This window comes from Oikeobacillus pervagus, assembly GCF_030813365.1.
Lineage (GTDB): Bacteria > Bacillota > Bacilli > Bacillales > DSM-23947 > Oikeobacillus > Oikeobacillus pervagus.
The window spans coordinates 80,183-102,244 of sequence record NZ_JAUSUC010000006.1 but is presented as its reverse complement, the minus strand read 5'-3'; the positions used below and the strand labels follow the sequence as shown (position 1 = coordinate 102,244).

The window sequence follows — 22,062 nt, the reverse complement described above, 5'->3', positions numbered from 1 at the left end:
TATAAAACTATTAATGAAAACATAAATTTAATGGTGAAGGGGGCGATCAGGTGCGGGAAATTGAAGTGTATATTGATACAGAAGAAATTGCTGAATTCTTTTTCCAAGAACTTATTAGACGAGGGTTTGTTCCATCTGAAATGGAACTGGATGAAATCGCTGATATTACATTTGATTACCTACTTGCTAAATGCATCATTGATGAAGAAATTGAGGAAGAAGAATAATGAAGGGATTAGAAGTTTGAAGAGTTCCCGCATCTCTTGTAAGTAAAGGATGGAATGTAGTTTTCCATCCTTTTTCTGTAACCTCTTATAAAAGAAAAAACAATCTCATCATATCAAATGATTTGATAGATTTAAAAAATGAAACTTCACTAGCGGGTTATACGTATAGAATAGTAAAACAAGTTCATGGGAGGAAATATGATGTCTTTTTTTAATAAAGTTCTTGCAAGTGTTGGAATTGGAAGTGCGAAGGTTGATACGAAGCTTGAAAAATCAAGTTTTATAGCGGGTGAATATATGAATGGGGTGGTAGAAATTAACGGAGGTCAAATAGAACAAAAGATTGATGCTATTTATATTACCATTTTGACCACTTACATCCGCGAATCAAATGATAAAAAATATACAGATCATGCCGCCATACAAAAAGTTCAAATATCAGATCCTTTTACTATTCAAGCCAATGAAATAAAAACAATTCCTTTTTCACTACAATTACCTTTGGATACCCCTATTACGTATGGACGCTCCAGAGTATGGCTAGCAACAGGATTGGACATAAAGAACGCGGTTGATCCACATGACAAGGATTTTATTGAAGTGCGTCCTAATTCTCTTACTTCTGCAATATTGGAAGAAATACAAAAACTAGGTTTTCGATTGCGTGAGGTAGAATGTGAACAAGCATCTAACCGAATAAGAAGAAGGTACCCGTTTATTCAAGAATTTGAATTTGTCCCAACGAGTGGTCCTTTTCGTGGGAAACTGGATGAGTTAGAGGTGATGTTTTTAGAACAATCTGAGCAGTCTACTGAAATATTACTTCAAGTAGACCGCCGTGCACGTGGAATTGGGAGTTTTCTTGCCGAAGCTCTAGAAATGGATGAAAGTTTTGTCAGACTTTCTGTTGCGATTGAAGATCTACCACAATTACGGTCCATTCTTCAACAAACCATTAGCAAACATTGTTAAAAATCCCTATTTACCGATCTCTCGACAAAAAAAGAAAAAACAAGTCAAAACAAGTGAAGATTTGATGAAGGATTCGACAGGTTCAAAATCTAATAGAAAAAGTAGAAAGAAATTTGGAGGGAGAGAGGGAAAATGGATAAAATTTTTTCGTTTCTTACAATGGGAATGAAGAAGAAATATGATGTGACGTTTTTTCAAACACCTCGTTACGGAGATGAACAGGGATATTCGCCCGTTTATCAGTTTCATATTGATGGAAAAAATCATGAAGAAGTATTAGAAAATTCTTTTCGCACATTTAATGTTGCCGATTTAATCCCTTTTGATTTTTCAGCACGTTTAATGACAACTGGGGATATTATTTACATAAATGAAGGGAAACAAGAACATTTTTATCGTTTGGAGTCGGGAGGATGGAAAAAGATCAAGAGGGAATATGTACGATGAATGGGGAAAAGGGAGGCCCCCTCAAGTTAGGTGAAAAACCTAAGAGAATACTTTCCTAATATAACTCGCTATGGAGGGTCTCATAGCGAGTTTTTTGTATTTGTTTAGGGAATTATAAAATTTATAGTTGGATATCGCTTTCGTTTCCTTTATCTCAGTCGAAAACTACGAAATCCGTACGCCGATGATCAAGGCGCTTTCGCTTTTAATCGTCTAGCTTCAGCGCCTATCGGCTAGCGAATTTCTCCGTTTTCTCCCTCCGATAAGTCAACATCAGCTCATGAAGGGATTCGCTGTGTTTCCTTTATCTCAGTCGAAAACTACGAAATCCGTACGCCGATGATCAAGGCGCTTTCGCTTTTGTTTATTATTGATTATTTCCTGGACCGTTTTTACGTCCGCTATTTGCTGAAAATTCTTTTCCATGAGCATTATGTTCTGCCTCTATTGCTTCTGGTGGAATATGATTATTCTTTTTTGGTGCATTTATACGATTCCGATGTTTTTTTCCCAATGGTTAAACCTCCTATAAATTTTCACGGTCACTTTTTGAAGAACTTGGTTTCGTAGTTGACCGAGACTTTGGATTGGTTTCATTTGCATGTTGAACTGCTTGCTGTAGTTTTTTACTCATATTCTTTTTTGCCATGATTCTCTCTCCTTTCGACCTTAGTTTGTCCTAACGGGGAAATAGTATGAATGTTAACGTTTGCATACGATGATAAATTGACTTAAAATGATCATGCTTATTGATTTGAAGAGGAGGAATTTGAATGAGTATACATATTGGAGCAAAAGAAAATGAAATTGCTGATACCGTTCTATTGCCAGGGGACCCATTGCGCGCAAAATATATAGCTGAGACATTTTTAGAAAATATTAGTTGCTATAATGAAATCCGGAATATGTTCGGATATACAGGTATGTATAAAGGAAAGCGGATATCTGTTCAAGGAACAGGAATGGGGGTTCCTTCGATTTCCATTTATATTAATGAATTGATGCAAAGCTACGAAGTACAGAATCTCATTAGGGTTGGAACATGTGGAGCGATCCAAAAAGATGTCAACGTTCGCGATGTGATTCTCGCGATGACGGCATCAACTGATTCACAAATGAATCGTTTCACATTTAATGGGATTGATTATTCCCCGACTGCCAACTGGGATTTATTAAAAAAAGCGTTTGATGTAGGAACAGAAAAGGGATTAAGTTTAAAGGTAGGGAATGTGTTTACCGCTGATATGTTTTATAATGATCATGCTGAACATGAAAAATGGGCCCAATATGGGATATTAGCCATTGAAATGGAAACAGCAGCATTATATACATTAGCGGCTAAATTTGGTCGTAAAGCTCTTTCTGTTCTAACCGTCAGTGACCATATTCTAACAGGTGAAGAGACAACAGCAGCGGAAAGACAATCCACTTTTAATGAAATGATTGAAGTTGCACTAGAAGCAGCTATCAAGGAATAAACAAGTTTTGCTCCTGTTTTTCACAGGAGCTTTTTGATTGTCCAGTGGGATTAAAAAAGGTACCAATTTTCCTTTCCTCTTAATGGCGAACTACGGCCTTAGGTGGTATGATAAGGACGAGAAAAAATAGAATAGGTGAGAAAATGAACAAATGGTTTATTGCATCAGCAATCGTCTTCCTTTTAGCAGGCTGTCAAAATGCAGATCCACAAAAAACGGAAGATACAGTGAAGAAAACGGTTCATCAAGAAAAGAAAACAAAAACAGGGCCACAATTAAAGGCTGTATTCTTTAATCAAATTAAAGAGGTGAATGGAAAAAAAATCATTGCAAATCCCGAAAATACGTTATCCCTTGTAAATAAACATTATTTTCTTCCTGGTGAATATACTCCAACTGATTTAGTTCGCCCTAATGTCCGATTTTCATTTGGCGATCAAGACATAGAGAAGAGCTATTTGAGAAAACAAGCAGCGAAGGCTCTCGAAGAAATGTTTTCAAATGCAAAACAACAAGGAGTCCATCTTTTTGCTGTTTCGGGCTATCGATCATATGACCGTCAAGTAGCGATCTTAAACAATGAAATTGCACGGGTTGGAGAAACAAAGGCGTCTCAAGCGGTAGCACCGCCAGGCCAAAGTGAGCATCAAACAGGTCTCTCGATGGATATCTCAGCGGAAAGTGTGAAATTTAACTTAACAGAGGATTTCGAGAATACGACAGAAGGAAAATGGCTCGCTGAAAACGCCCATCAATATGGATTTATTTTACGATATCCTAAAGGAAAAGAGTCCCTTACTGGTTATAAGTATGAACCATGGCATTTTCGTTATGTCGGGAAACAAGCAGCAAAAGAAATCTACGAAAACAAGTGGACACTGGAGGAATATTTTAATAATGTAGAGAAGATTTAAGAGAGGAGATCCCTCTCTTATTTTTTGTGAATTAAAAAAATATTCACTTGTAAAAAATACTATACAGGGGTATAGTATATATAAAGGATTAGTAAAGAGGTGAGGTTATTTGAACCATTTAGATCATTCAAAGAAAACCCATAGAAATGATGAAGAAAAGAAGCAGTTAATGAACCGGTTAAAAAGAATTGAAGGTCAAGTTCGTGGAATACAGAAAATGGTGGAAGAGGATCGCTACTGTGTCGATATTTTAGTTCAAATTACCGCTATTAATTCCGCATTGAAAAAAGTCGGAATGAATTTGCTGGAACGTCATACGAACCATTGTGTGATCGATGCCATTCAATCAGGGCAAGGGGAGGAATCTATTGCAGAATTAATGAAAGTTTTTGAGCAATTTAGTCGGACATAAAAGTGATTATAGCTAGTGAATCTACAATAAAGGGTGGGATCGATGCGTGAAAAACATGTAACACTTCATATAACAGGTATGACCTGTGCAGCGTGCTCGAACCGAATTGAAAAAGTATTGAATAAGATTGATGGTGTTGAAGCGAACGTAAACTTAGCACTAGAACAAGCTTCTATTGCGATTGATGAGGAAAAAGTTCAATATCATACAGTTGTAAAACGAATTGAAAAGTTAGGATATGGTGTTCGGCCTGAACAGATTGCTCTTGATATTAGTGGGATGACCTGTGCAGCCTGTTCGAACCGAATTGAAAAAGTCTTGAATAAAACGGACGGTATTACGGTAGCAACAGTGAATTTAGCAACGGAATCTGCAGACATCGCATACACCCCTGGGGTAATCAATGAAGCGGAAATCATACAACGTATTCAAAAATTAGGCTATGATGCAACAGAGAAACAGAGTCCAGCAGATAAAGAAGAACAAAAGGAAGAAGAATACGAAGCGAAGAAACGAAAACTTGTGATTTCTATTTTTTTATCTCTTCCACTTCTCTATACGATGTTTGCCCATTTACCGATCCAGGTGAACGTACCAGTACCGTCTTTCCTTATGAATCCTTGGGTGCAATTAGTTTTAGCTACACCAGTTCAATTTTTCATTGGATGGTCTTTTTATGTCGGAGCATATAAAGCTTTACGCAATAAAAGTGCGAATATGGATGTACTAGTAGCACTAGGGACATCTGCTGCTTATTTTTATAGTTTAGCTGAAGCCATTCGCACTTTAGGTGCAGGGGAAATGCCACATTTATACTTTGAAACAAGTGCAGTTTTAATTACATTGATTTTATTAGGGAAGTTATTTGAAGCCAAAGCAAAAGGGCGAACAACGGAAGCTATTTCTAGTCTATTAAACCTTCAAGCAAAAGAGGCAACGGTCTTGAAGGATGGAGAGGAAATCAAAGTTGCGATTGAACATGTAGCTGTAGGAGATCTTCTTCTCGTTAAACCAGGAGAAAAGGTTCCTGTCGATGGGGTGATTGTAAAAGGGGAAACTTCAATCGATGAGTCAATGATTACTGGAGAATCAATCCCGGTAGAAAAACGCCCAGAAGATACCGTGATTGGTGCCACGATGAATAAAAACGGATCCGTATTGATGAAGGCAACTCAAGTAGGGAAAGATACGGCACTAGCGAATATTATTAAAATTGTGGAGGAGGCACAGGGGAGTAAAGCCCCAATTCAAAGAGTAGCCGATCGAATCTCAGGGGTATTTGTTCCTGTTGTTGTTGGAATTTCGATCATTACTTTTCTAGCTTGGTATTTGTTTGTATCTCCTGGTAGTACTACGGAAGCACTTGAAGCTGCAATTGCGGTATTGGTTATCGCTTGCCCATGTGCTTTAGGTTTGGCGACACCGACATCTATAATGGTTGGAACAGGCAAAGGGGCAGAAAATGGAATTTTATTCAAGGGTGGAGAACATTTAGAAACTGCTCACAAAATAAATGCCATCATTCTTGACAAAACAGGGACCATTACAAATGGTCAACCGGTTGTAACAGATTTTGAAGCAAAGAATAATCAAGTGTTGCCTCTCTTAGTAGCAGCTGAAAAACATTCAGAACATCCATTAGCGGAAGCCATTGTCAAATACGGAATGGAAAGACAAGTACATGCCCATGAAGTCACTCATTTTTCAGCCATACCAGGCCATGGTATTAAGGTAGAAATCGATCAAAGAACCATTTTAGTAGGGACAAGAAAGTTGATGGAAGATCATCAAATCAATTATCATATATATGATAAAAAAATGGAGAAACTAGAACAAGAAGGAAAGACTGTGATGCTAATTGCTGTTAACCAAATTATCGCGGGACTCGTCGCCGTAGCAGATACGGTAAAAGGAAATGCGAAACAGGCCATTCGAAATTTACAGCAATTAGGTTTAGAAGTGTATATGCTGACCGGGGACAATGAGAGAACAGCTTACGCTATAGGAAACGAGGTAGGAATGGACCCTCGTCATATATTTGCTGAAGTCTTACCTGAGCAAAAAGCAACGAAGGTAAAAGAACTACAACTGCAAGGGAAGAAAGTGGCGATGGTGGGGGATGGAATTAACGATGCTCCTGCGCTTGCCCTTGCTGATATCGGAATTGCCATTGGAACCGGGACAGATATTGCTATCGAAACTGCCGATCTCACGTTACTCGGTGGGGACTTATCCTTAATCCCAAAGGCAATTGGGCTTAGTCGAAAGACGATGAAAAATATCCGGCAAAATCTATTTTGGGCACTTTTTTATAATTCAGCAGGGATCCCAATTGCTGCCATGGGGTTACTTGCCCCTTGGGTAGCCGGAGCAGCAATGGCTTTTAGCTCAGTATCAGTCGTAACCAACTCCCTTCGTTTGAAGCGAGTAAAAATTTAACTATTGACATACGAAAGGAAGGAATATGAAATGGAGAAAGTTACATTTAATGTAAAAGGGATGACATGTGGACATTGTGAAAAAGCAGTAAAGGGTGCACTCCAAGAAGTTGAAGGAGTAACCGAAGTACAAGTTCAATTATCTACTGGAACTGTGGTGGTAAATTACGAGGCAAATGCTTCAGTTGAAAAAATGAAAGAGACTATTGAAGATCAAGGCTATGATGTTCAATAAAAATTTGTTGTTGAGACTACTCCTGAATGAAACAAACAGGGGTAGTTTTTTGTAGTTTTTCCTACCACTTTAGAAAGAAGGGATGTTTTTCTTTCTTAATATAGGAAAAGCTGTTAGAATGAAATAGCTAGTGAAAATTTCGTCAAGTTTTTAAGTGTGTGGTGTATGAAAGTGGTGAAAAAAATGGAAGAAAATCAAAATCAGGAAAGTGCCAAGGAGGACAAACCTTCTCATTACATACGACTAAAAAAATTTCAATTTGTAATGCTTTTATTTTTATTAGTCTTTACTTCTGCAGCAGTTACGATGTTCGCCCTTTCATTTGGAGATGAAAAAGCAGTAAATGTTGGAACGAAGGAACGCGAAGAATTTAATAAATTATATGAGGCCTATGATAAATTAAAAGCAAATTACTATAAAAAAATTGATGATGAAAAACTAATGAATGGCGCAATCAATGGCATGATCGATTCTTTACAAGATCCATACTCCGATTATATGGATAAAGAGGAGGCGGCCAAGTTCAATGAGAGTATTACTTCTTCATTTGAAGGAATTGGTGCCGAAATTCAGGAACAAAATGGATCTATCGTCATTGTGTCCCCAATAAAAGGCTCCCCCGCGGAAAAAGCAGGGCTCAAACCGAATGATAAAGTTTTAGCTGTAGATGGAAAAAGTCTCCATGGGAAGACTTCATCTGAAGCTGTTCTGTTAATTCGAGGTGAAAAAGGAACAAAAGTTTCCTTGAAAATTCAACGCTTCGGGGCAGATGAACCAACGGAAATAACGATTGTCCGTGACAAAATTCCAATCGAAACGGTATACACAGAAATGATGGATCATGGCGTTGCCAAAATTCAAATAACAAGTTTTTCAGAAAATACAGCAAAAGAACTCCGTGAAGCGATTACTAAGATGGAAAAAGAAGGGATGAAATCGTTAGTTCTTGATTTACGTCAAAATCCCGGCGGGTTACTAGATCAAGCGTTAGAAATGACGAACATGTTTGTACCCGAAGGAAAAGTGATCTTACAAATTGAGGATAAAAATGGAAAGAAAGAGCAATATGTATCCGATAATAAGGACAAGGTAAAAGTTCCAGTGGCTGTAGTGATCGATAATGGCAGTGCAAGTGCTTCTGAAATACTAGCGGCTGCATTAAAAGAAGCAGCAGGTATTCCTGTAATCGGGGAAAAATCTTTCGGCAAAGGAACCGTTCAAACGGCGGAGCAATTTTTAGATAAATCCAATATGAAGATCACAACAGCAAAATGGTTAACTCCAAATGGGAACTGGATTCATAAAAAAGGAATCAAACCTGATTATGAAGTGAAATTACCACCTTATGCAGAACTTCCTTTTATTAATCCTGATAAAGAAATGAAGGAAAACGATCTTTCAAATGAAGTAAAATCAGCAGAACAAATGCTAGATGCTTTAGGATATCATGTTGGAAAAGTGGATGGTTATTTCGATGATAATACGAAATCAGCCGTCATAAAATTCCAACAAGATGAAGAATTAGAAGTGAACGGTGAAATTAAAGGCGAAACAACTGTACAACTCATGACAAAACTTCGTGATAAAATCGAAGAAAATGATACACAAATAAAAAAAGCGGTAGAAGTAATGAGCAAAAAGCAAAAATAGTCTTGCCCTTTCCGGCGAGGCTATTTTCCTTTTAATATTCATCTTATGAATGGCTGCTATTTTTGAAAGGATAAAATCATATGAATAAAAAACATGTATACGTATTATCTGGGTTTCTAGGAAGTGGGAAAACCACTTTGTTAAAAAGAATGATCACCTTTTTTCAAGAAAATGGTCGTCGTCCAGCTATATTAATGAATGAACTTGGAGAGGTGTCGATTGATTCCAATGAGGTTGAAGAGGGAACACCGTTGAGGGAATTATTAAATGGTTGTATTTGCTGTACAATTCAGGGGCAACTGGAATCACAGCTTCAAGAACTATTAGGAACGGAATGCTTTGATGATTTAATTATTGAAACTACAGGGGTAGCCCATCCTGTTGAGGCGATTGATGCGATTATGACCCCTTTATTTGCGGATCAATTAGAATGGAAGGGAATTATTACGGTTATTGACAGTTTGTTATGGAAAAGAAAAGGAGATCTTGATATTCAGTTGCGTCAACTTCTTCATGAACAAGTGAAACATGCTGATTTAATTATATTGAATAAAACAGATTCTCTTTCGGAAATGGAACGTGGGATCATTACATATGATGTTCAAGATTTAAATCAAATAGCACAAATTTTCATAACCAACTATTCGGAAATCCCGATGAAAAGAATCGCTCAATTACAGATGGGAGAAAAGAAATCCATCATGAAAACAACGGTCAATGAACATTTACATTTATCTGTCTACGTCCATACATTTACAAAGTCGGTTGACAAAAGACAGTTTGAAAACTGGTTAAAAAAATATGTCGATCATCTTTACCGCATGAAAGGCTATATCCCGTTTACCCACACAACTTACCCAGTCCTTTTTCAATATTCATATGGGATGCCCATCTATATACCTGAAGATATGAATATGCCGACAAACCTTGTGATAATTGGGGACAATCTAGATAAAGAGATCATAGAGAATGAATTAAAGGAACTTGAGTATTCTTCTTAATATGGAATGGTTTAAACTACATTTGTTAAATGATTGACATGAAACCACAATGGCTATAAAATAAAAAAGTTCACTTAGAAGAATGGGTTATAAAGTGAGTGAAAGGTCTGCTTAAATTGAGAAAAGAAAAGTTATTTATACTTGAGCAATTGTTTCGACAAGTATTCCGAACAATGAGATATGAGTTGCGTCATATAACAGGGGAGTATTTAAGTAATAATGAGTTTTTTGTTTTAAAAACCGTTCATGAAAATGGCGCAATAAAGGCATCTGATGTTTCGAAGGCATTAGATGTGTCAGCAAGCCATATTACCTCTGTGACAGATTCGCTTGTTGAAAAGAATTTCATTACAAGAAGCCGATCAGCTACAGATAGAAGAATTGTTGAATTGATGATAACAGAAAAAGGCGAAGGAATTTTGGCGGAAATGGGGAATGTAAAATCCTTATACTTTCAAGGAAAATTTAACAATTTTAACGATGAGGAGATTCAACTTCTCATTGAGTTATTCAAAAAAATAGATACAAACTAACTACCATCTATTGGTGGTATTTTTTCTCACATATACTTCACTAAGTTAATTTTTCGCAATACGAAATAATAAAGGAGGAGAATGAATGGAACATCTGGAATATAGAAAGAAAATAATGATCATGATTGCTATTATGTCTGCGATGTTATTCGCATCCATTAATCAAACGATCATTGGTACGGCCATGCCAAGAATTATTTCTGCACTTGGAGGAATGGAGTATTACAGTTGGATTTTCACTATTTATATGTTGACTAGCTCGATTATGTCTATTTTAGTAGGAAAGCTTTCAGACTTATATGGAAGAAAACCGTTCATACTATTCGGGATTGCTGTATTTACGATCGGTTCATTTATGTCAGGATTATCACAGGATATTTTTCAACTCATTATTTATCGTGGAATTCAAGGTATTGGGGCTGGAATGATTATGTCGACCTCTTTTACAGCTGTTGGTGACCTCTTCTCACCACGTGAACGAGGAAAATGGCAAGGGTTAATGAGTGGAGTATTTGGCCTTGCAAGTGTTTTCGGTCCAACATTAGGAGGGTGGATTGTCGATAATGCTGATTGGCATTGGGTATTCTGGATATTCCTACCATTTGGTGTGATAGCCTTTTTGATGATTTGGAGACTGTTTCCATCCCAACAGAAAAAAGAAGCGTATAAAATTGATTACCTCGGTTCACTTATGTTAACTTTAACGATTGTTCCGTTATTACTTGCCTTTTCATGGGGTGGGAAAGATTATGATTGGGCTTCGTCGCAAATCATTGGATTATTTGCAACAACCTTGATTGCTTTACTCATTTTTATCCTCATTGAGAGAAAGGCGCAAAATCCTGTATTACCCCTTGACTTATTTAAAAACAAGATTTTTTCTCTTTCAAACGGGATTGGTCTCATTTTAGGTGCAGGAATGTTTGGGGCAATCATGTATATGCCGATTTTTATCCAGGGAGTCATCGGGGCTTCTGCAACAAAATCAGGATTTGTGATGATGCCATTAACACTTTCTATGGTGGTTGCAAGTGCAATAGGTGGCCAAATCATGACAAAAACAGGAAAGTATAAATTTTTAGCTCTGCTCGGTTTAGCCACAATGGCAAGTGGATTGTATTCCATTTCCTTTATGGATCCAGATACAACGATTATGAGAGCTACAGCGAGTATGATTGTCGTCGGTTTTGGGTTAGGCTTGAGTTTTCCAGTTTTTACGTTAACGGTCCAAAATGCAGTCGAACACCAACAACTCGGAGTGGCTACCGCATCCACACAATTATTCCGTTCAATCGGTGGTACGATTGGAGTTTCATTATTAGGTACGGTGATGAATCGCTCGATGCAGTCAGAAATGGAAGAGAATATGAAATCTTTGGGTGGATCACAAGCCAATGCATTACCACCTGAAATAGTGGAGAAAATGGCAAATCCACAAGTGCTAATGGATGTTGGACAGATGAAAAAGATGGCTTCAGAATTACCTGCAGATATGTTAGGGATGTTCGAACAAATCATCGGAATCGTCAGAAGTTCACTAAGTTATGCAATTACTCATGTGTTTTTAGTAGGTGCCATCATGATCTTCTTCGGATTTTTACTCACTTTCTTTATTAAAGAAATTCCATTAAGAACGTCAAATCAATCCAATGAAAACGAGACTAGATTTAATCAGCACCAAAAAGAATCAATATAATTATGATTTGTGGGGAAAACTCCCTTTTTTTTTTTTTTTAATAGAACGAGTGAACAAATATAAGATAGAACGGAGGGATTTATTTGGGTGAGGATTGTAAGATGCTAGAAGCATATAGACAAGTATGGAATAATCGAAAACTTCCAGCAACGGAAAGTCTTGATGAAGATGTATTAAGAATGGCTATTGAAAGAGAATTGCTTGATGAAAATAGTCATCCACGAGTTCGACGTACAAAAGAAGAAAAATTTTTTTTTGCCATACAAAGATTATGTCAATCTGATCTATCAGAACATGAAAAAATTTCGTTAATTGAATTACATGTACAAATTATGGAGAAATTAAAGGGATAAGTAGATTTTGTTTTAATGAAAGAAAAGCCTAAACTTAGGCTTTTTTTCTTTAGTTTTATCATGAAATAGATGTTAATCATTGTAATATTCCTGTAAAGAATGTTAAGAAGGTGGCTGTCCTAAAAAGCTGTCAAGATTTGATTAATAGAAATATATAGTAGTAGGTCCATGTAATGGGGTAGATGGAAGTATCCCCTATTTTCCTATTCGATCTATGATTCTATTTATACCAATTATTTTCCCTACATTGATGGAAAATATTAACTATTATTCTGTAAAAATATGACACAATGAGAAAATCACCAATATTATCCTCCAATATTACAAAAAACTCATGTTACGATTTGTACGTAAGTTATTCACATTTCGTATCTAGGAGGAGAAAATTTAAATGAATAAAAAAATAGTATTTTCAGTAGCAGCATCATTAACTTTATTAACAGCTCCATTTACTTCAAAAGCTGACGCGGCAGAACCGGTTCAATATAAAAATGTAAAAGTATATCAAGCTCAATGTAATACAAATAATACTACTGATTTAAATAAATGGATTCAAAATTGGTTGAAAAATAATGTAAAAGTTCAAGTGAATAAACAAGTAGTCAATCCAACTATTCAAAAGCCTGAAGCTCAAAAACCTGAAGCTCAAAAACCAGTAGTTCAGAAACCAGTAGTTCAGAAACCAGTACAAAATACGCAAAAACCAACAACAAATGTAACAAAACCAGCCCCTGCACCTACAAAACCAACAGGGAACCAAGAACAAGTAAAAACAGGTTTAAATGCTTATGAACAACAAGTGGTGGATTTAACGAATAAAGAGCGTGCGAAATATGGTCTTAAAGCATTAAAAGTAGATTCAACCTTAAGTAAAGTGGCACGTGAAAAATCAAAAGATATGGCGACAAATCACTATTTCTCTCATAACAGCCCAACTTATGGATCTCCATTCGAAATGATGAAGAAATTCGGTATTTCTTACAAATCAGCAGGAGAAAACATTGCCCAAGGCCAGCGGACACCTCAAGAGGTAGTGACAGCATGGATGAATAGTGAAGGTCATCGTGCAAATATTTTAAGTAAAAACTTCACACATATCGGAGTAGGATATGTTGAAAATGGAAATTACTGGACACAACAATTTATTGGAAAATAAGAACTAGATTGAAGGAAGAAACATCACCGATGAAAAAAGCGGTGATGTTTTTTTTGCAGATATGATCGATTCTGTTCATTTTTTGAATAAAATTCAAATCCAGGCAGGAAATAAGAAAAGAAATAGAGAAGTGTTAATGGAAGAAAAAGGATCATTAATCCAGTTACGGTTCCTAGGGGCTCGAGGTCAAAAGTCAATCCCTTTTAGAAGGAAAAGAACACCTTCTTGCAGGTCTTGTCTTTTGCTAGTCTCCCCTTTACAGTTACATCCGCTTTTGTTCAATCGGAATATTTGCATAAAATGGAGTTGATGAATACTATTAAAATAGAAATATAATATTGGAGAGGATCAAATGGGAAAGAAGACGGTGTTAATAACCGGTGGTGCCAAAGGGATTGGAAAAAGGATCGCCTATCATCTTGCTGAACAAGGTTTCAATATCCTCGTCAATTATCGGACAAGCCAAAAGGAAGCGGAAGTTTTAGTAAGTGAACTAGAGAGTCGTTTTGGAGTCCAAGCATTCTCAGTGAAAGGCGATATTTCATCTCCAACAGAAAGTGAACAATTAATGATCAAATGTTGTACTTTTGTTGATGGTATTGATATTTTAATTCATAACGCAGGTCCGTATATAAAAGAACGAAAAAAATCAGATGATTATTCAATTGAAGAATGGCAATATATTATGAATGGGAATTTAAATAGTGTGTTTTACTTAACAAGACTAGCTCTTCCATATATGAGAAAGAAAAAATGGGGGAGAATCATAACGTTAGGCTTTGATCGCGTTGAGACCGCCCCAGGGTGGATCTATCGTTCCGCATTTGCTGCGGCTAAAACAGGGGTGGCCTCCTTGACCCGAACCATTGCGATTGAGGAAGTGAACAATGGAATTACCGCTAATATGGTGTGCCCAGGTGATATTATTGGGGATTGGAAAGAGTGCAAGATTGAAGATGGCATAAAGGCTGTGGATGGATCAACACCTGTTGGTCGACCTGGTACTGGGGAAGATATAGCTCGAGTTATATCCTTCCTTTGTTCCCAACAATCCGATTTTATTACGGGAAGTATTATTCCGGTTACGGGTGGTAAAGATGTGTTAGGGAAGGTATTTCGAGTCGAGGAGTAGAAGACGGGGATGCACCTGTCTTTTTTTTATCTTACAATAACTTTACAACTAAAAATTCGAAGAGTAAAATAATATCACATTATACAAGAATCATTTCTACCAATAGGTTCATTCAATAATCATTCCAAAATGGATGAAACTTATGTATTTCATTGACTTATTTTTGTAAGAAAAAGGATTGTGTAGTTTAGTTAAAGAAATGAGGATATTAAAATGAAATCACTCAAAATCTCTCCATCATATTTACTTTTTATCATATATGCTTCCTTTATTACGATAGGAGCGGTATTGCTAAAATTGCCGATTTCGACGAATACCCCCATTTCTTGGATGGATGCCCTTTTTACTTCCACATCTGCCATGACCGTTACTGGACTTGGAGTAGTGGATGTGTCGAAGGAATTTACAACATTCGGTCAAGTAATCATTGCTTTATTAATTCAAACAGGTGGACTTGGTATTATGTCTTTCGCTGTTCTCATTTTTATCATGCTAGGGAAAAAAATTGGATTAAAAGAAAGATTAATCATCCAACAAGCTTTAAACCAAATTCAAATTGGGGGAGTCATCCGATTAGTAAAATATATTTTCATTTTTTCACTTTCCATTGAAGTTTCAATCATGATCTTTCTTGCTGCTCAGTGGATTCCAGAGTTTGGGTGGGGCAGAGGAAGTTTTTATAGTTTTTTTCATGCGATTTCTGCTTTTAATAATGCAGGATTTGCCCTCTGGTCGGATGGACTTTCTCGTTATATCGGAAATCCTATCATTAATATAGGAATTACGACATTGATTATTTTGGGTGGACTTGGTTATACCGTACTAATTGAGGTATGGAATAAGCAAAAATGGCGACAGTTTTCATTACATACAAAAATTATGCTGTCAGCGACCCTAGTCATCAATCTTGTTGCGTTTCTAATTATTTTTTTATTAGAGTATACGAATGAAAAGACGATAGGGTTACTTCCACTTTCAGATAAATTATGGGCTTCTTATTTTCAAGCTGTTACAACTAGAACAGCTGGGTTTAATACGATTGAGATTGGGTCATTAGATGAGTCTACCCTCTTTGTGTTTTTAATCCTTATGTTCATTGGAGCGGGAAGTGGTTCAACAGGTGGGGGAATTAAGCTTACGACTTTTATTGTCATTAGCCTTGCGGTTATTACCTTTATTCGAGGCAAGCATGATATCCACATTTTTAAACGAAGTATACAACCACTCTATATTCTTAAAGTACTAGCCATTGCTTCCATCAGCATTTTTGTGATTGCGATTGCGGTCTTTATTTTGAACATCACAGAAGATGCTGAGTTCTTGCCGATCCTCTTTGAAGTTATTTCCGCTTTTTCTACGGTAGGATTGTCGATGGGGATTACCTCTTCCTTAACCTTCATAGGGAAATTTATCATCATTTTTGTCATGTTAATGGGGAAATTAGGCCCCCTTACAGTGGCATTTATGTTAGCGAAAAAAGAGAAGGCTAGATTTCGTTATCCAAGTGAGGATATATTAACAGGTTAATTAGAAATAAGAGAGACATTTTCTCTGAGGATTGAAATATCCAGAGAGTGAATCTCTCGTTTTTTTATGCTTTCAAAGCTTGATATTTTTTTCTTTGAATATAAAATAGGCGTAATGATAAGGTGACTGCACCTGCAGCTAGACCAACGATTAGGCCGATCCAATAACCGAATGCAGCCATACTTGTTGTCCTTGCTAGTATTATTCCCAAAGGTAGACCGATGATCCAATAACTGACCATTGCCATGACAAACGTCACATTTACATCTTTATATCCACGTAAAGCACCTTGCACGGGTGCTTGAATTGCATCAGAAAGTTGGAAAAAGACAGCAAACATTAAAAATTGGGCAGTAAGATGAACAACTTCTTGCTGATCCGTATAGATCATAGCGATTGACTCCCGAAAAATAAACAATAGAATTCCTAAAATACTAGAAAAAACGATGGCAATTGAAACCCCTAGCCAACTGTATTCGATTGCATCGTTAAATCGTTTTGCTCCCACTTCATGTCCAACGACAATCGTTAATGACATCGATATACTTAAAGGAAGCATATAAAGTAATGATGAAAAATTTAGAGCTGCCTGATGAGAGGCGATTACGGTCGTGCTATATTCACTCATGAGCAAAGTAACCGCAGAAAAGATACTCGTTTCGAAGAAAATAGATAGACCAATGGGAACTCCAATTGTGAATATTTCCTTCCATTTTTTGAAAGAAGGGAGATAGAATGTCCGGAAAACATGGAAATTTGAAAATGGTCGATTTCTATAAATAACAAATATAGCGATAATGGTAATGAACCAATAAGTCATTGCAGACGCATATCCAGCCCCAACTCCGCCCAATCTTGGGAAACCAAACTTTCCGAAAATTAATAAATAGTTTAAAACGAAGTTAATGGGTAAAGTAAGCAGTGTAATCATCATCGAAGTTCGTGTCATTCCTAACGCATCGATAAATGAGCGTAACACTGTATACATAAATAACGGGATCATTCCAAATGACAACGCTATTAAATAGTTCTTAGCAATCATATGGACTGTTGGTTCCAAGTTCATGCGACTTAAAATCGGTTCTAGTACAAATCCACCGATAATTAATACAAATGAAGCAAGCGTGATCGCTGCATAAAGACCTTGTATCACTGAAAAAGGAACTTCTTTTTTGTTATTTGCCCCAATTAACTGTGCAACAATCGGTGTAATCGATAGGAGGATGCCACTTAATCCAGTAAAAATAGGCACCCATAAAGAAGATCCAATAGCAACGCCTGCTAGGTCATTAGGTGAAAACTGTCCTGACATCATCGTATCGAAAAAATTCATTGAATACATTCCAATTTGTGTAATGAAAATGGGAATAAAGATGACGAGAAATTGTTGTAATTTTTCTTTTTTGTTCCATGTTTGCTTCATAATTTCCATCCTTCATTTTGTATGTTACCATCAATTATCCAAAATTATAGTTTACTATGACTGGACCTAAAAGGGAAACTTTTTTGCTAGAATTGAAAATTATAGTTTGAAAAGAGATCCTCAGTCTAGACATCTAATATGAAGTGGAAAACCGAGAAGGGCAACTAGACCTTTCTCGGTTTATCATGGGTTTGCATCTCATTTGAAGATAAGCAAAAGGAATAGATGGTGTAGAAATGGTGAGAGGCATTTCTTTCAATTACGCTTCTAGTACTTGTTCGTTAGTTTGTTCACTTTGAACTTTTGCTAAATGGAAGGTGTATAAATCTTTTGGAATTTCATAAAGATCATATTTCTTACCGTTGCGATTTAATTCTGCAAAAATGGTCGGACGTGTTTCATTGGCAAATAAAACATAAGGCAATTTCTCTGCTGCTTTTCTAGATCGAATATTTTCTGTTCTAATCCGCATAAATACAGTTTCTATTTCCAACTCATAGAACAACTCCTGAAAAAAAGCTTCTTTTGCCATCGTATTATAGCCTTTTCCATGAAATGGCTTTCCTAACCATGTGCCGAGAAAGCCAGCTTGATTGTTGATATCGTATAAATTAATCGTTCCAATCGGGTTTTGCCATTCATCTAAAATCGTGCGGGAAATTAACTCTCCACGCTCTTCAGCTTCCATTGTTTGTTTTGTCAAGAATAAATACTCTTCATGTGAATAGGCTTTATGACGCACAAAAGGGAAGACATCCTTGTGCGACATCAAGTCATATAATACATGACTTTCCGTTAACTCACGTTTCTTAATCATTGTGATCCCTCCATTTTTTAGAGGGCAGTATGGTCCTAACAGAATACCGATCCCGCCCTCGAAATTTTTCATAAAGTACATAAAAAATTTCGGGGTGGGAATCGAACCCACTAGAACCAGTTAAGAAACTGGTGGCGCACCATTTGCCTTCCCTAAACATTTTCTAGCTAATTAGAAATGTTTAACCATTGTTGAACACCCTCAAAAAAACGATGAGGAAGATAAAAAATAAAGATTTCTCTTGTATCATACACAAATTATTTCAATTTGGAAATAGGTTTTTTGTTAAAATTTTATGTCTAAAAATATGAAGAAATTGTAAACATAGTGCTATATAAGGATAATAAAAAATGACAAAAAAAGTTATTCTTTCTGCTTTTTATTTCGAAATGAAAAAAGTAAATAGGCTAAGAGTAATAGAAAGGCAATAAGGGCAATAGGAGTAATATACCGACCAGCTATTTCTTCCACTGTATCCCAATGTTCGCTTAGTTCAATTCCTAGTAACAGAAATAAAATCGTCCAAGGAATCATGGCACAAAAGGTATAGACGAAAAATAGTTTCAGTGGCATTTTAGCAAAACCAGCTGGAATGGAAATTGCATGGCGAACAACAGGAATAAAACGAGCCGTGAAGATGACAAACGGCCCATATGTTTCAAACCATTTTTCGGAGGCAAGGATTTGTTTTTCAGAAATGAGTAACCACTTCCCATATTTACGAAAAAACGGTCTTCCCCCGTACTGACCAAGCCAATATAGAAAAACTTGGGCTAATGTTCCCCCGACAACCCCTGCTGTGAGGGCGCCTATAAAGCCTATCTCTCCCTTGGCTATCAAATATCCTCCGTAACTTAACACAATTTCACTTGGAATTACTTCAATCATTAAAGCAAGAGCGATCCCTATGTAACCTAGAGAACCAAGGTATTCAAGAACTGGATAAACCGTTTGTTCCATATCGTTTTTCCCCCTGTATCAAAAAATTCCTGTCCATTGCAAAACTAAAATAAGGATTCCAAGAGTCCAAACATAATAGGCAAATATTTTCAATGACCGTTTTTTTAGAAAATTAATCATCCCAACAATAGCAAAATAGCCGAAAAGGGCAGACGAAATGGTACCGATCATCAAACTAGTCAATGAAATGGATTCTACTGTTCCAGTGAATATCTCCTTTGCTTGAAAAACGACTCCTCCCGCAATGGCTGGAGTGGATAATAGGAAGGAAAAATAGGCCGCTTCTCTCCGATCTAATTGGCGAAATAACCCGGCGGCAATCGTTAGACCTGAACGTGAAAGTGCTGGAAAGATGGCTGCAGCTTGGAAACTCCCAATAAATAAGGCATCACGATACGTCATTTCCTCCAACGATTTTGATCCTCTCTTTGCTCCATCCGCAAAATATAAAATGCCCCCCGTAATTAAAAACTCCCATCCAATGGTCGCACCTGATTTTGAAATGGAGTCAAAAAAATCTTCGAAAAGAACCCCAACTATAACGGCAGGAATTGTTCCTATGATCATGATTTTACTTAATTTACTAAAAGGGTGCCGGATTATTGAAAAGAGTTCTTTTTGATAGACAACGAAAACTGCAAGCAATGTCCCAACGTGTAGCATCGTATCAAGAAATAACCCCGCTTCATCTAAGCCGAAGGAATGTCTAGCGAGGTATAAATGACCTGTACTTGAAATTGGTAAGAATTCCGTGAGCCCTTGAATCATCCCTAAAATCCATGCTTCGAATTTTGATAGCAAGAATATCCCTCCTTAAATGGACAAGATTCCTTTTATCACTTTATTCAGTGAAGGGAGTATTCATGAGTCATTTTAAAAAGGGATTAGTAGGATGAAGAAATAAGATTAGGGGAAATTATGACTAGTGTGAGGAGGGATGAACCGTGGATGCACAATTGAATAACATGATCAAGGCCTGTTTTCGCTGTATGGAAGCATGTAATATTAGCTTTCATGCTTGTAAAAAGGCAGAAGCAAACCTAGCAGGTTGTATGGATTTACAAAGGGAATGTGCTGATATTTGCAATCTTGCAATCCAGTCCATGCAAAGAAGCAGCCCATTTGTTGGGGAGATATGTGGACTCTGTGCTCAAATTTGCGAAGCGTGTGCAATCGAGTGCAAGAAACATGGATATCAACACTGCCGTGATTGTGCCCAAGCTTGTGATGAATGTGTGGAAATATGGAGGAAAGTGGCCGTAAAGATGATATGTAAGTGAAAAAATCGAAGGAACGATAAACAGGTGGAGAAAAATGGCTGTTTTGTCCACCTGTTTCATTTTACACAATCTTATGAAAAGGTCAGCTAAGAAGAATTACCGACTAGTCCTACCATTATAGCGATGTCTATGAGGAGTTCTCCCTTGTATGGTTGTAACCCCTCTAAATTCATGATAATGATTGCCACCTGGAAGGGGAATGGCAGGACCTGTCACTCCTTTCACTTGATGTCTGTGGCCATCATTAAAAGAAGTAAAAGTAAAATATCTATGAGTATGTTGAACACCACTTGGTGCCGGTTCAGTTGTTCCAGCATATCTATGATCATGTCCATCGTCATAAGAGGTAACTCCTTTAAATTCATGAACATGAATAGGTCTTCCATCCCAAGAAGTGATATAAAGATGATGAGAGTGAAGTGGATTTTGATTCCGATCACTTGAATGGCACATAAAACCAGAAATAGGTATTTCCAATTGGTAAACCTCCCAAATCTCTTTTTGATAATGTATGAAAGTTTCCTGAAATTTGGAACCATTTTTTGGAAAAGAACAATTAGAAGAGGCATTCAATTAGTTGGGTGCTTTTTATAATGCACAAAAAAGAACCAAGCGTAACACCTGGTTCAAATGTTCTTTCTAATACCTAAACGTTCTTTAATAGCGAACTGCAGAAGGTGGGAAAAATTAATTCCTTCTGATTCGGCTGCATCATTCAGCCATTTGGGAATGGTTAATGTTTTTTTAACCGCCTTCTTTTCCATTTCGTCACGTATGAAATTAGTCGATGCTTCAACGACGGCGATAAACCCACCAGAGGGAACCGAGATCATATGAGGTGTAGAAGGAGAAGGGATTGTTTCATTATCTTCTTCCATACCATACAAGAAACCTTCTAACGCATCTTTTGCCATGTGCATAGCTTCTGCCATGTTAGATCCTTCGGTAATACATCCTGGTAAATCAGGAAATGTGACGGTGTAACCATCGCTTCCATCTGTGCCTGGATCGAAAATCGCAGGAAATAAATACTTTGCCATTTATATAAAACCTCCTTTACAGGAGGGCTTTTATTTAAGCCCTACCTGCTTGAGTATTGAATTAAGTGTGTCAATCTTTAAATCTTTTCTTGGGTGTGGGACTGTGACTGTTCCTTCCTTGGTAGGATGTTTGAAATGATGATGACTTCCAACAATCCTATGTCAGTACCAACCGTCTTTCTTAAGTAACTGTAAGATTTCCCTTGAAGATATTATGCCCTCCTCCATTCTATATTTTATTATAACACGTACTAATTATACGTGTTTTTTATCAGTACTTTAATTTACAAAAGGAGCTGTTAACCGTGAGAGATAAGCCGTTGTTAATTATCGAATTAGAAAAAGAAACGTAAATCGGCTTGTTAAACTAG

Annotated in this window: 25 protein-coding genes and 1 pseudogene; 17 read left to right on the top strand and 9 right to left on the bottom strand. The window is 36.9% G+C overall.

Translation table 11 applies throughout. The features are described 5' to 3' along the window. Positions 1 to 50 precede the first annotated feature (50 nt). The 3 genes from J2S13_RS03995 (at position 51) to J2S13_RS03985 (ending at position 1,646) form a co-directional block, all read left to right on the top strand. Complete coding sequence (locus tag J2S13_RS03995; RefSeq protein WP_307256412.1) at positions 51 to 227, top strand: YozD family protein; 177 nt, start codon at positions 51 to 53, stop codon at positions 225 to 227. Positions 228 to 428: 201 nt separating this feature from the next. Continuing rightward, positions 429 to 1,199: a sporulation protein gene (locus tag J2S13_RS03990; protein ID WP_307256411.1), complete on the top strand. Its 771-nt coding sequence runs from the start codon at positions 429 to 431 to the stop codon at positions 1,197 to 1,199. A gap of 132 nt (positions 1,200 to 1,331) precedes the next feature. Further along, the gene (locus J2S13_RS03985; protein WP_307256410.1) at positions 1,332 to 1,646 is read left to right on the top strand and encodes a YodL domain-containing protein; all 315 of its coding nucleotides are present in this window, start codon (positions 1,332 to 1,334) and stop codon (positions 1,644 to 1,646) included. A gap of 367 nt (positions 1,647 to 2,013) precedes the next feature. On the opposite strand, the gene yoyE is transcribed toward J2S13_RS03985, so the two are convergent. Beyond that, positions 2,014 to 2,160, bottom strand: coding sequence for a protein YoyE (yoyE, locus tag J2S13_RS03980; protein ID WP_307256409.1), 147 nt, complete (start codon positions 2,158 to 2,160; stop codon positions 2,014 to 2,016). 12 nt (positions 2,161 to 2,172) lie between these two features. Further along, a complete protein-coding gene (locus tag J2S13_RS03975; RefSeq protein ID WP_307256408.1) occupies positions 2,173 to 2,295 on the bottom strand; it encodes a hypothetical protein in 123 nt (40 codons plus the stop codon). A gap of 124 nt (positions 2,296 to 2,419) precedes the next feature. Between J2S13_RS03975 and deoD the strand changes: the two genes are divergently transcribed. From deoD to J2S13_RS03910, 13 genes are all read left to right on the top strand, one after another. Further along, complete coding sequence (gene deoD / locus J2S13_RS03970) at positions 2,420 to 3,124, top strand: purine-nucleoside phosphorylase (RefSeq protein WP_307256407.1); 705 nt, start codon at positions 2,420 to 2,422, stop codon at positions 3,122 to 3,124. Between the two features lie 143 nt (positions 3,125 to 3,267). Then, entirely contained in the window at positions 3,268 to 4,038 is a 771-nt protein-coding gene (locus tag J2S13_RS03965) for a M15 family metallopeptidase (RefSeq protein WP_307256406.1), read from the top strand. A gap of 109 nt (positions 4,039 to 4,147) precedes the next feature. Next, positions 4,148 to 4,450: a metal-sensing transcriptional repressor gene (locus J2S13_RS03960; protein WP_307256405.1), complete on the top strand. Its 303-nt coding sequence runs from the start codon at positions 4,148 to 4,150 to the stop codon at positions 4,448 to 4,450. A gap of 42 nt (positions 4,451 to 4,492) precedes the next feature. Then, positions 4,493 to 6,889, top strand: coding sequence for a heavy metal translocating P-type ATPase (locus J2S13_RS03955; RefSeq protein ID WP_307256404.1), 2,397 nt, complete (start codon positions 4,493 to 4,495; stop codon positions 6,887 to 6,889). A gap of 30 nt (positions 6,890 to 6,919) precedes the next feature. Continuing rightward, positions 6,920 to 7,123 carry a copper chaperone CopZ gene (gene copZ / locus J2S13_RS03950; RefSeq protein WP_307256403.1) on the top strand — a complete coding sequence of 68 codons (204 nt, stop codon included), beginning with the start codon at positions 6,920 to 6,922 and terminating at the stop codon, positions 7,121 to 7,123. Between the two features lie 183 nt (positions 7,124 to 7,306). Then, positions 7,307 to 8,773: a lmo1851 family serine protease gene (locus J2S13_RS03945; protein WP_307256402.1), complete on the top strand. Its 1,467-nt coding sequence runs from the start codon at positions 7,307 to 7,309 to the stop codon at positions 8,771 to 8,773. 80 nt (positions 8,774 to 8,853) lie between these two features. Next, positions 8,854 to 9,774 carry a CobW family GTP-binding protein gene (locus J2S13_RS03940; protein WP_307256401.1) on the top strand — a complete coding sequence of 307 codons (921 nt, stop codon included), beginning with the start codon at positions 8,854 to 8,856 and terminating at the stop codon, positions 9,772 to 9,774. Positions 9,775 to 9,890: 116 nt separating this feature from the next. Continuing rightward, on the top strand, positions 9,891 to 10,307 hold the full coding sequence (locus tag J2S13_RS03935; RefSeq protein WP_307256400.1) for a MarR family winged helix-turn-helix transcriptional regulator: 417 nt from the start codon (positions 9,891 to 9,893) through the stop codon (positions 10,305 to 10,307). Between the two features lie 85 nt (positions 10,308 to 10,392). After that, positions 10,393 to 12,003, top strand: coding sequence for an MDR family MFS transporter (locus tag J2S13_RS03930; RefSeq protein ID WP_307256399.1), 1,611 nt, complete (start codon positions 10,393 to 10,395; stop codon positions 12,001 to 12,003). A 101-nt stretch (positions 12,004 to 12,104) separates the two neighbouring features. Continuing rightward, positions 12,105 to 12,356 carry a protein YoyC gene (gene yoyC, locus J2S13_RS03925; protein WP_307256398.1) on the top strand — a complete coding sequence of 84 codons (252 nt, stop codon included), beginning with the start codon at positions 12,105 to 12,107 and terminating at the stop codon, positions 12,354 to 12,356. A gap of 391 nt (positions 12,357 to 12,747) precedes the next feature. Next, positions 12,748 to 13,512 carry a CAP domain-containing protein gene (locus J2S13_RS03920; RefSeq protein WP_307256397.1) on the top strand — a complete coding sequence of 255 codons (765 nt, stop codon included), beginning with the start codon at positions 12,748 to 12,750 and terminating at the stop codon, positions 13,510 to 13,512. A gap of 352 nt (positions 13,513 to 13,864) precedes the next feature. Beyond that, on the top strand, positions 13,865 to 14,644 hold the full coding sequence (locus tag J2S13_RS03915; protein WP_307256396.1) for an SDR family oxidoreductase: 780 nt from the start codon (positions 13,865 to 13,867) through the stop codon (positions 14,642 to 14,644). A gap of 207 nt (positions 14,645 to 14,851) precedes the next feature. Continuing rightward, positions 14,852 to 16,171, top strand: coding sequence for a TrkH family potassium uptake protein (locus tag J2S13_RS03910; protein WP_307256427.1), 1,320 nt, complete (start codon positions 14,852 to 14,854; stop codon positions 16,169 to 16,171). Positions 16,172 to 16,235: 64 nt separating this feature from the next. On the opposite strand, the gene J2S13_RS03905 is transcribed toward J2S13_RS03910, so the two are convergent. From J2S13_RS03905 to J2S13_RS03890, 4 genes are all read right to left on the bottom strand, one after another. Beyond that, positions 16,236 to 17,594, bottom strand: a complete 1,359-nt coding sequence (locus J2S13_RS03905; protein WP_307256395.1) for an MATE family efflux transporter — start codon at positions 17,592 to 17,594, stop codon at positions 16,236 to 16,238. A 259-nt stretch (positions 17,595 to 17,853) separates the two neighbouring features. Further along, on the bottom strand, positions 17,854 to 18,411 hold the full coding sequence (locus J2S13_RS03900; RefSeq protein ID WP_307256394.1) for a GNAT family N-acetyltransferase: 558 nt from the start codon (positions 18,409 to 18,411) through the stop codon (positions 17,854 to 17,856). A 363-nt stretch (positions 18,412 to 18,774) separates the two neighbouring features. Beyond that, positions 18,775 to 19,371: an undecaprenyl phosphate transporter UptA gene (gene uptA / locus J2S13_RS03895; protein ID WP_307256393.1), complete on the bottom strand. Its 597-nt coding sequence runs from the start codon at positions 19,369 to 19,371 to the stop codon at positions 18,775 to 18,777. 18 nt (positions 19,372 to 19,389) lie between these two features. After that, positions 19,390 to 20,172, bottom strand: a complete 783-nt coding sequence (locus tag J2S13_RS03890; RefSeq protein ID WP_307256392.1) for an undecaprenyl-diphosphate phosphatase — start codon at positions 20,170 to 20,172, stop codon at positions 19,390 to 19,392. 143 nt (positions 20,173 to 20,315) lie between these two features. On the opposite strand from J2S13_RS03890, the gene J2S13_RS03885 reads away from it, so the two are divergent. After that, positions 20,316 to 20,651 (top strand): four-helix bundle copper-binding protein, encoded by a 336-nt coding sequence (locus tag J2S13_RS03885; protein ID WP_370873946.1) that lies wholly within the window; start codon positions 20,316 to 20,318, stop codon positions 20,649 to 20,651. A 96-nt stretch (positions 20,652 to 20,747) separates the two neighbouring features. Here J2S13_RS03885 and J2S13_RS03880 read toward each other — a convergent pair whose 3' ends face one another. The 3 genes and pseudogenes from J2S13_RS03880 to J2S13_RS03870 form a co-directional block, all read right to left on the bottom strand. Next, positions 20,748 to 21,128, bottom strand: coding sequence for a YmaF family protein (locus J2S13_RS03880; protein WP_307256391.1), 381 nt, complete (start codon positions 21,126 to 21,128; stop codon positions 20,748 to 20,750). Between the two features lie 149 nt (positions 21,129 to 21,277). Beyond that, positions 21,278 to 21,691, bottom strand: a complete 414-nt coding sequence (locus tag J2S13_RS03875) for a type II toxin-antitoxin system HicB family antitoxin (protein ID WP_307256390.1) — start codon at positions 21,689 to 21,691, stop codon at positions 21,278 to 21,280. 30 nt (positions 21,692 to 21,721) lie between these two features. Then, positions 21,722 to 21,907 (bottom strand): annotated as a pseudogene (locus J2S13_RS03870) (type II toxin-antitoxin system HicA family toxin). Positions 21,908 to 22,062 lie beyond the last annotated feature (155 nt).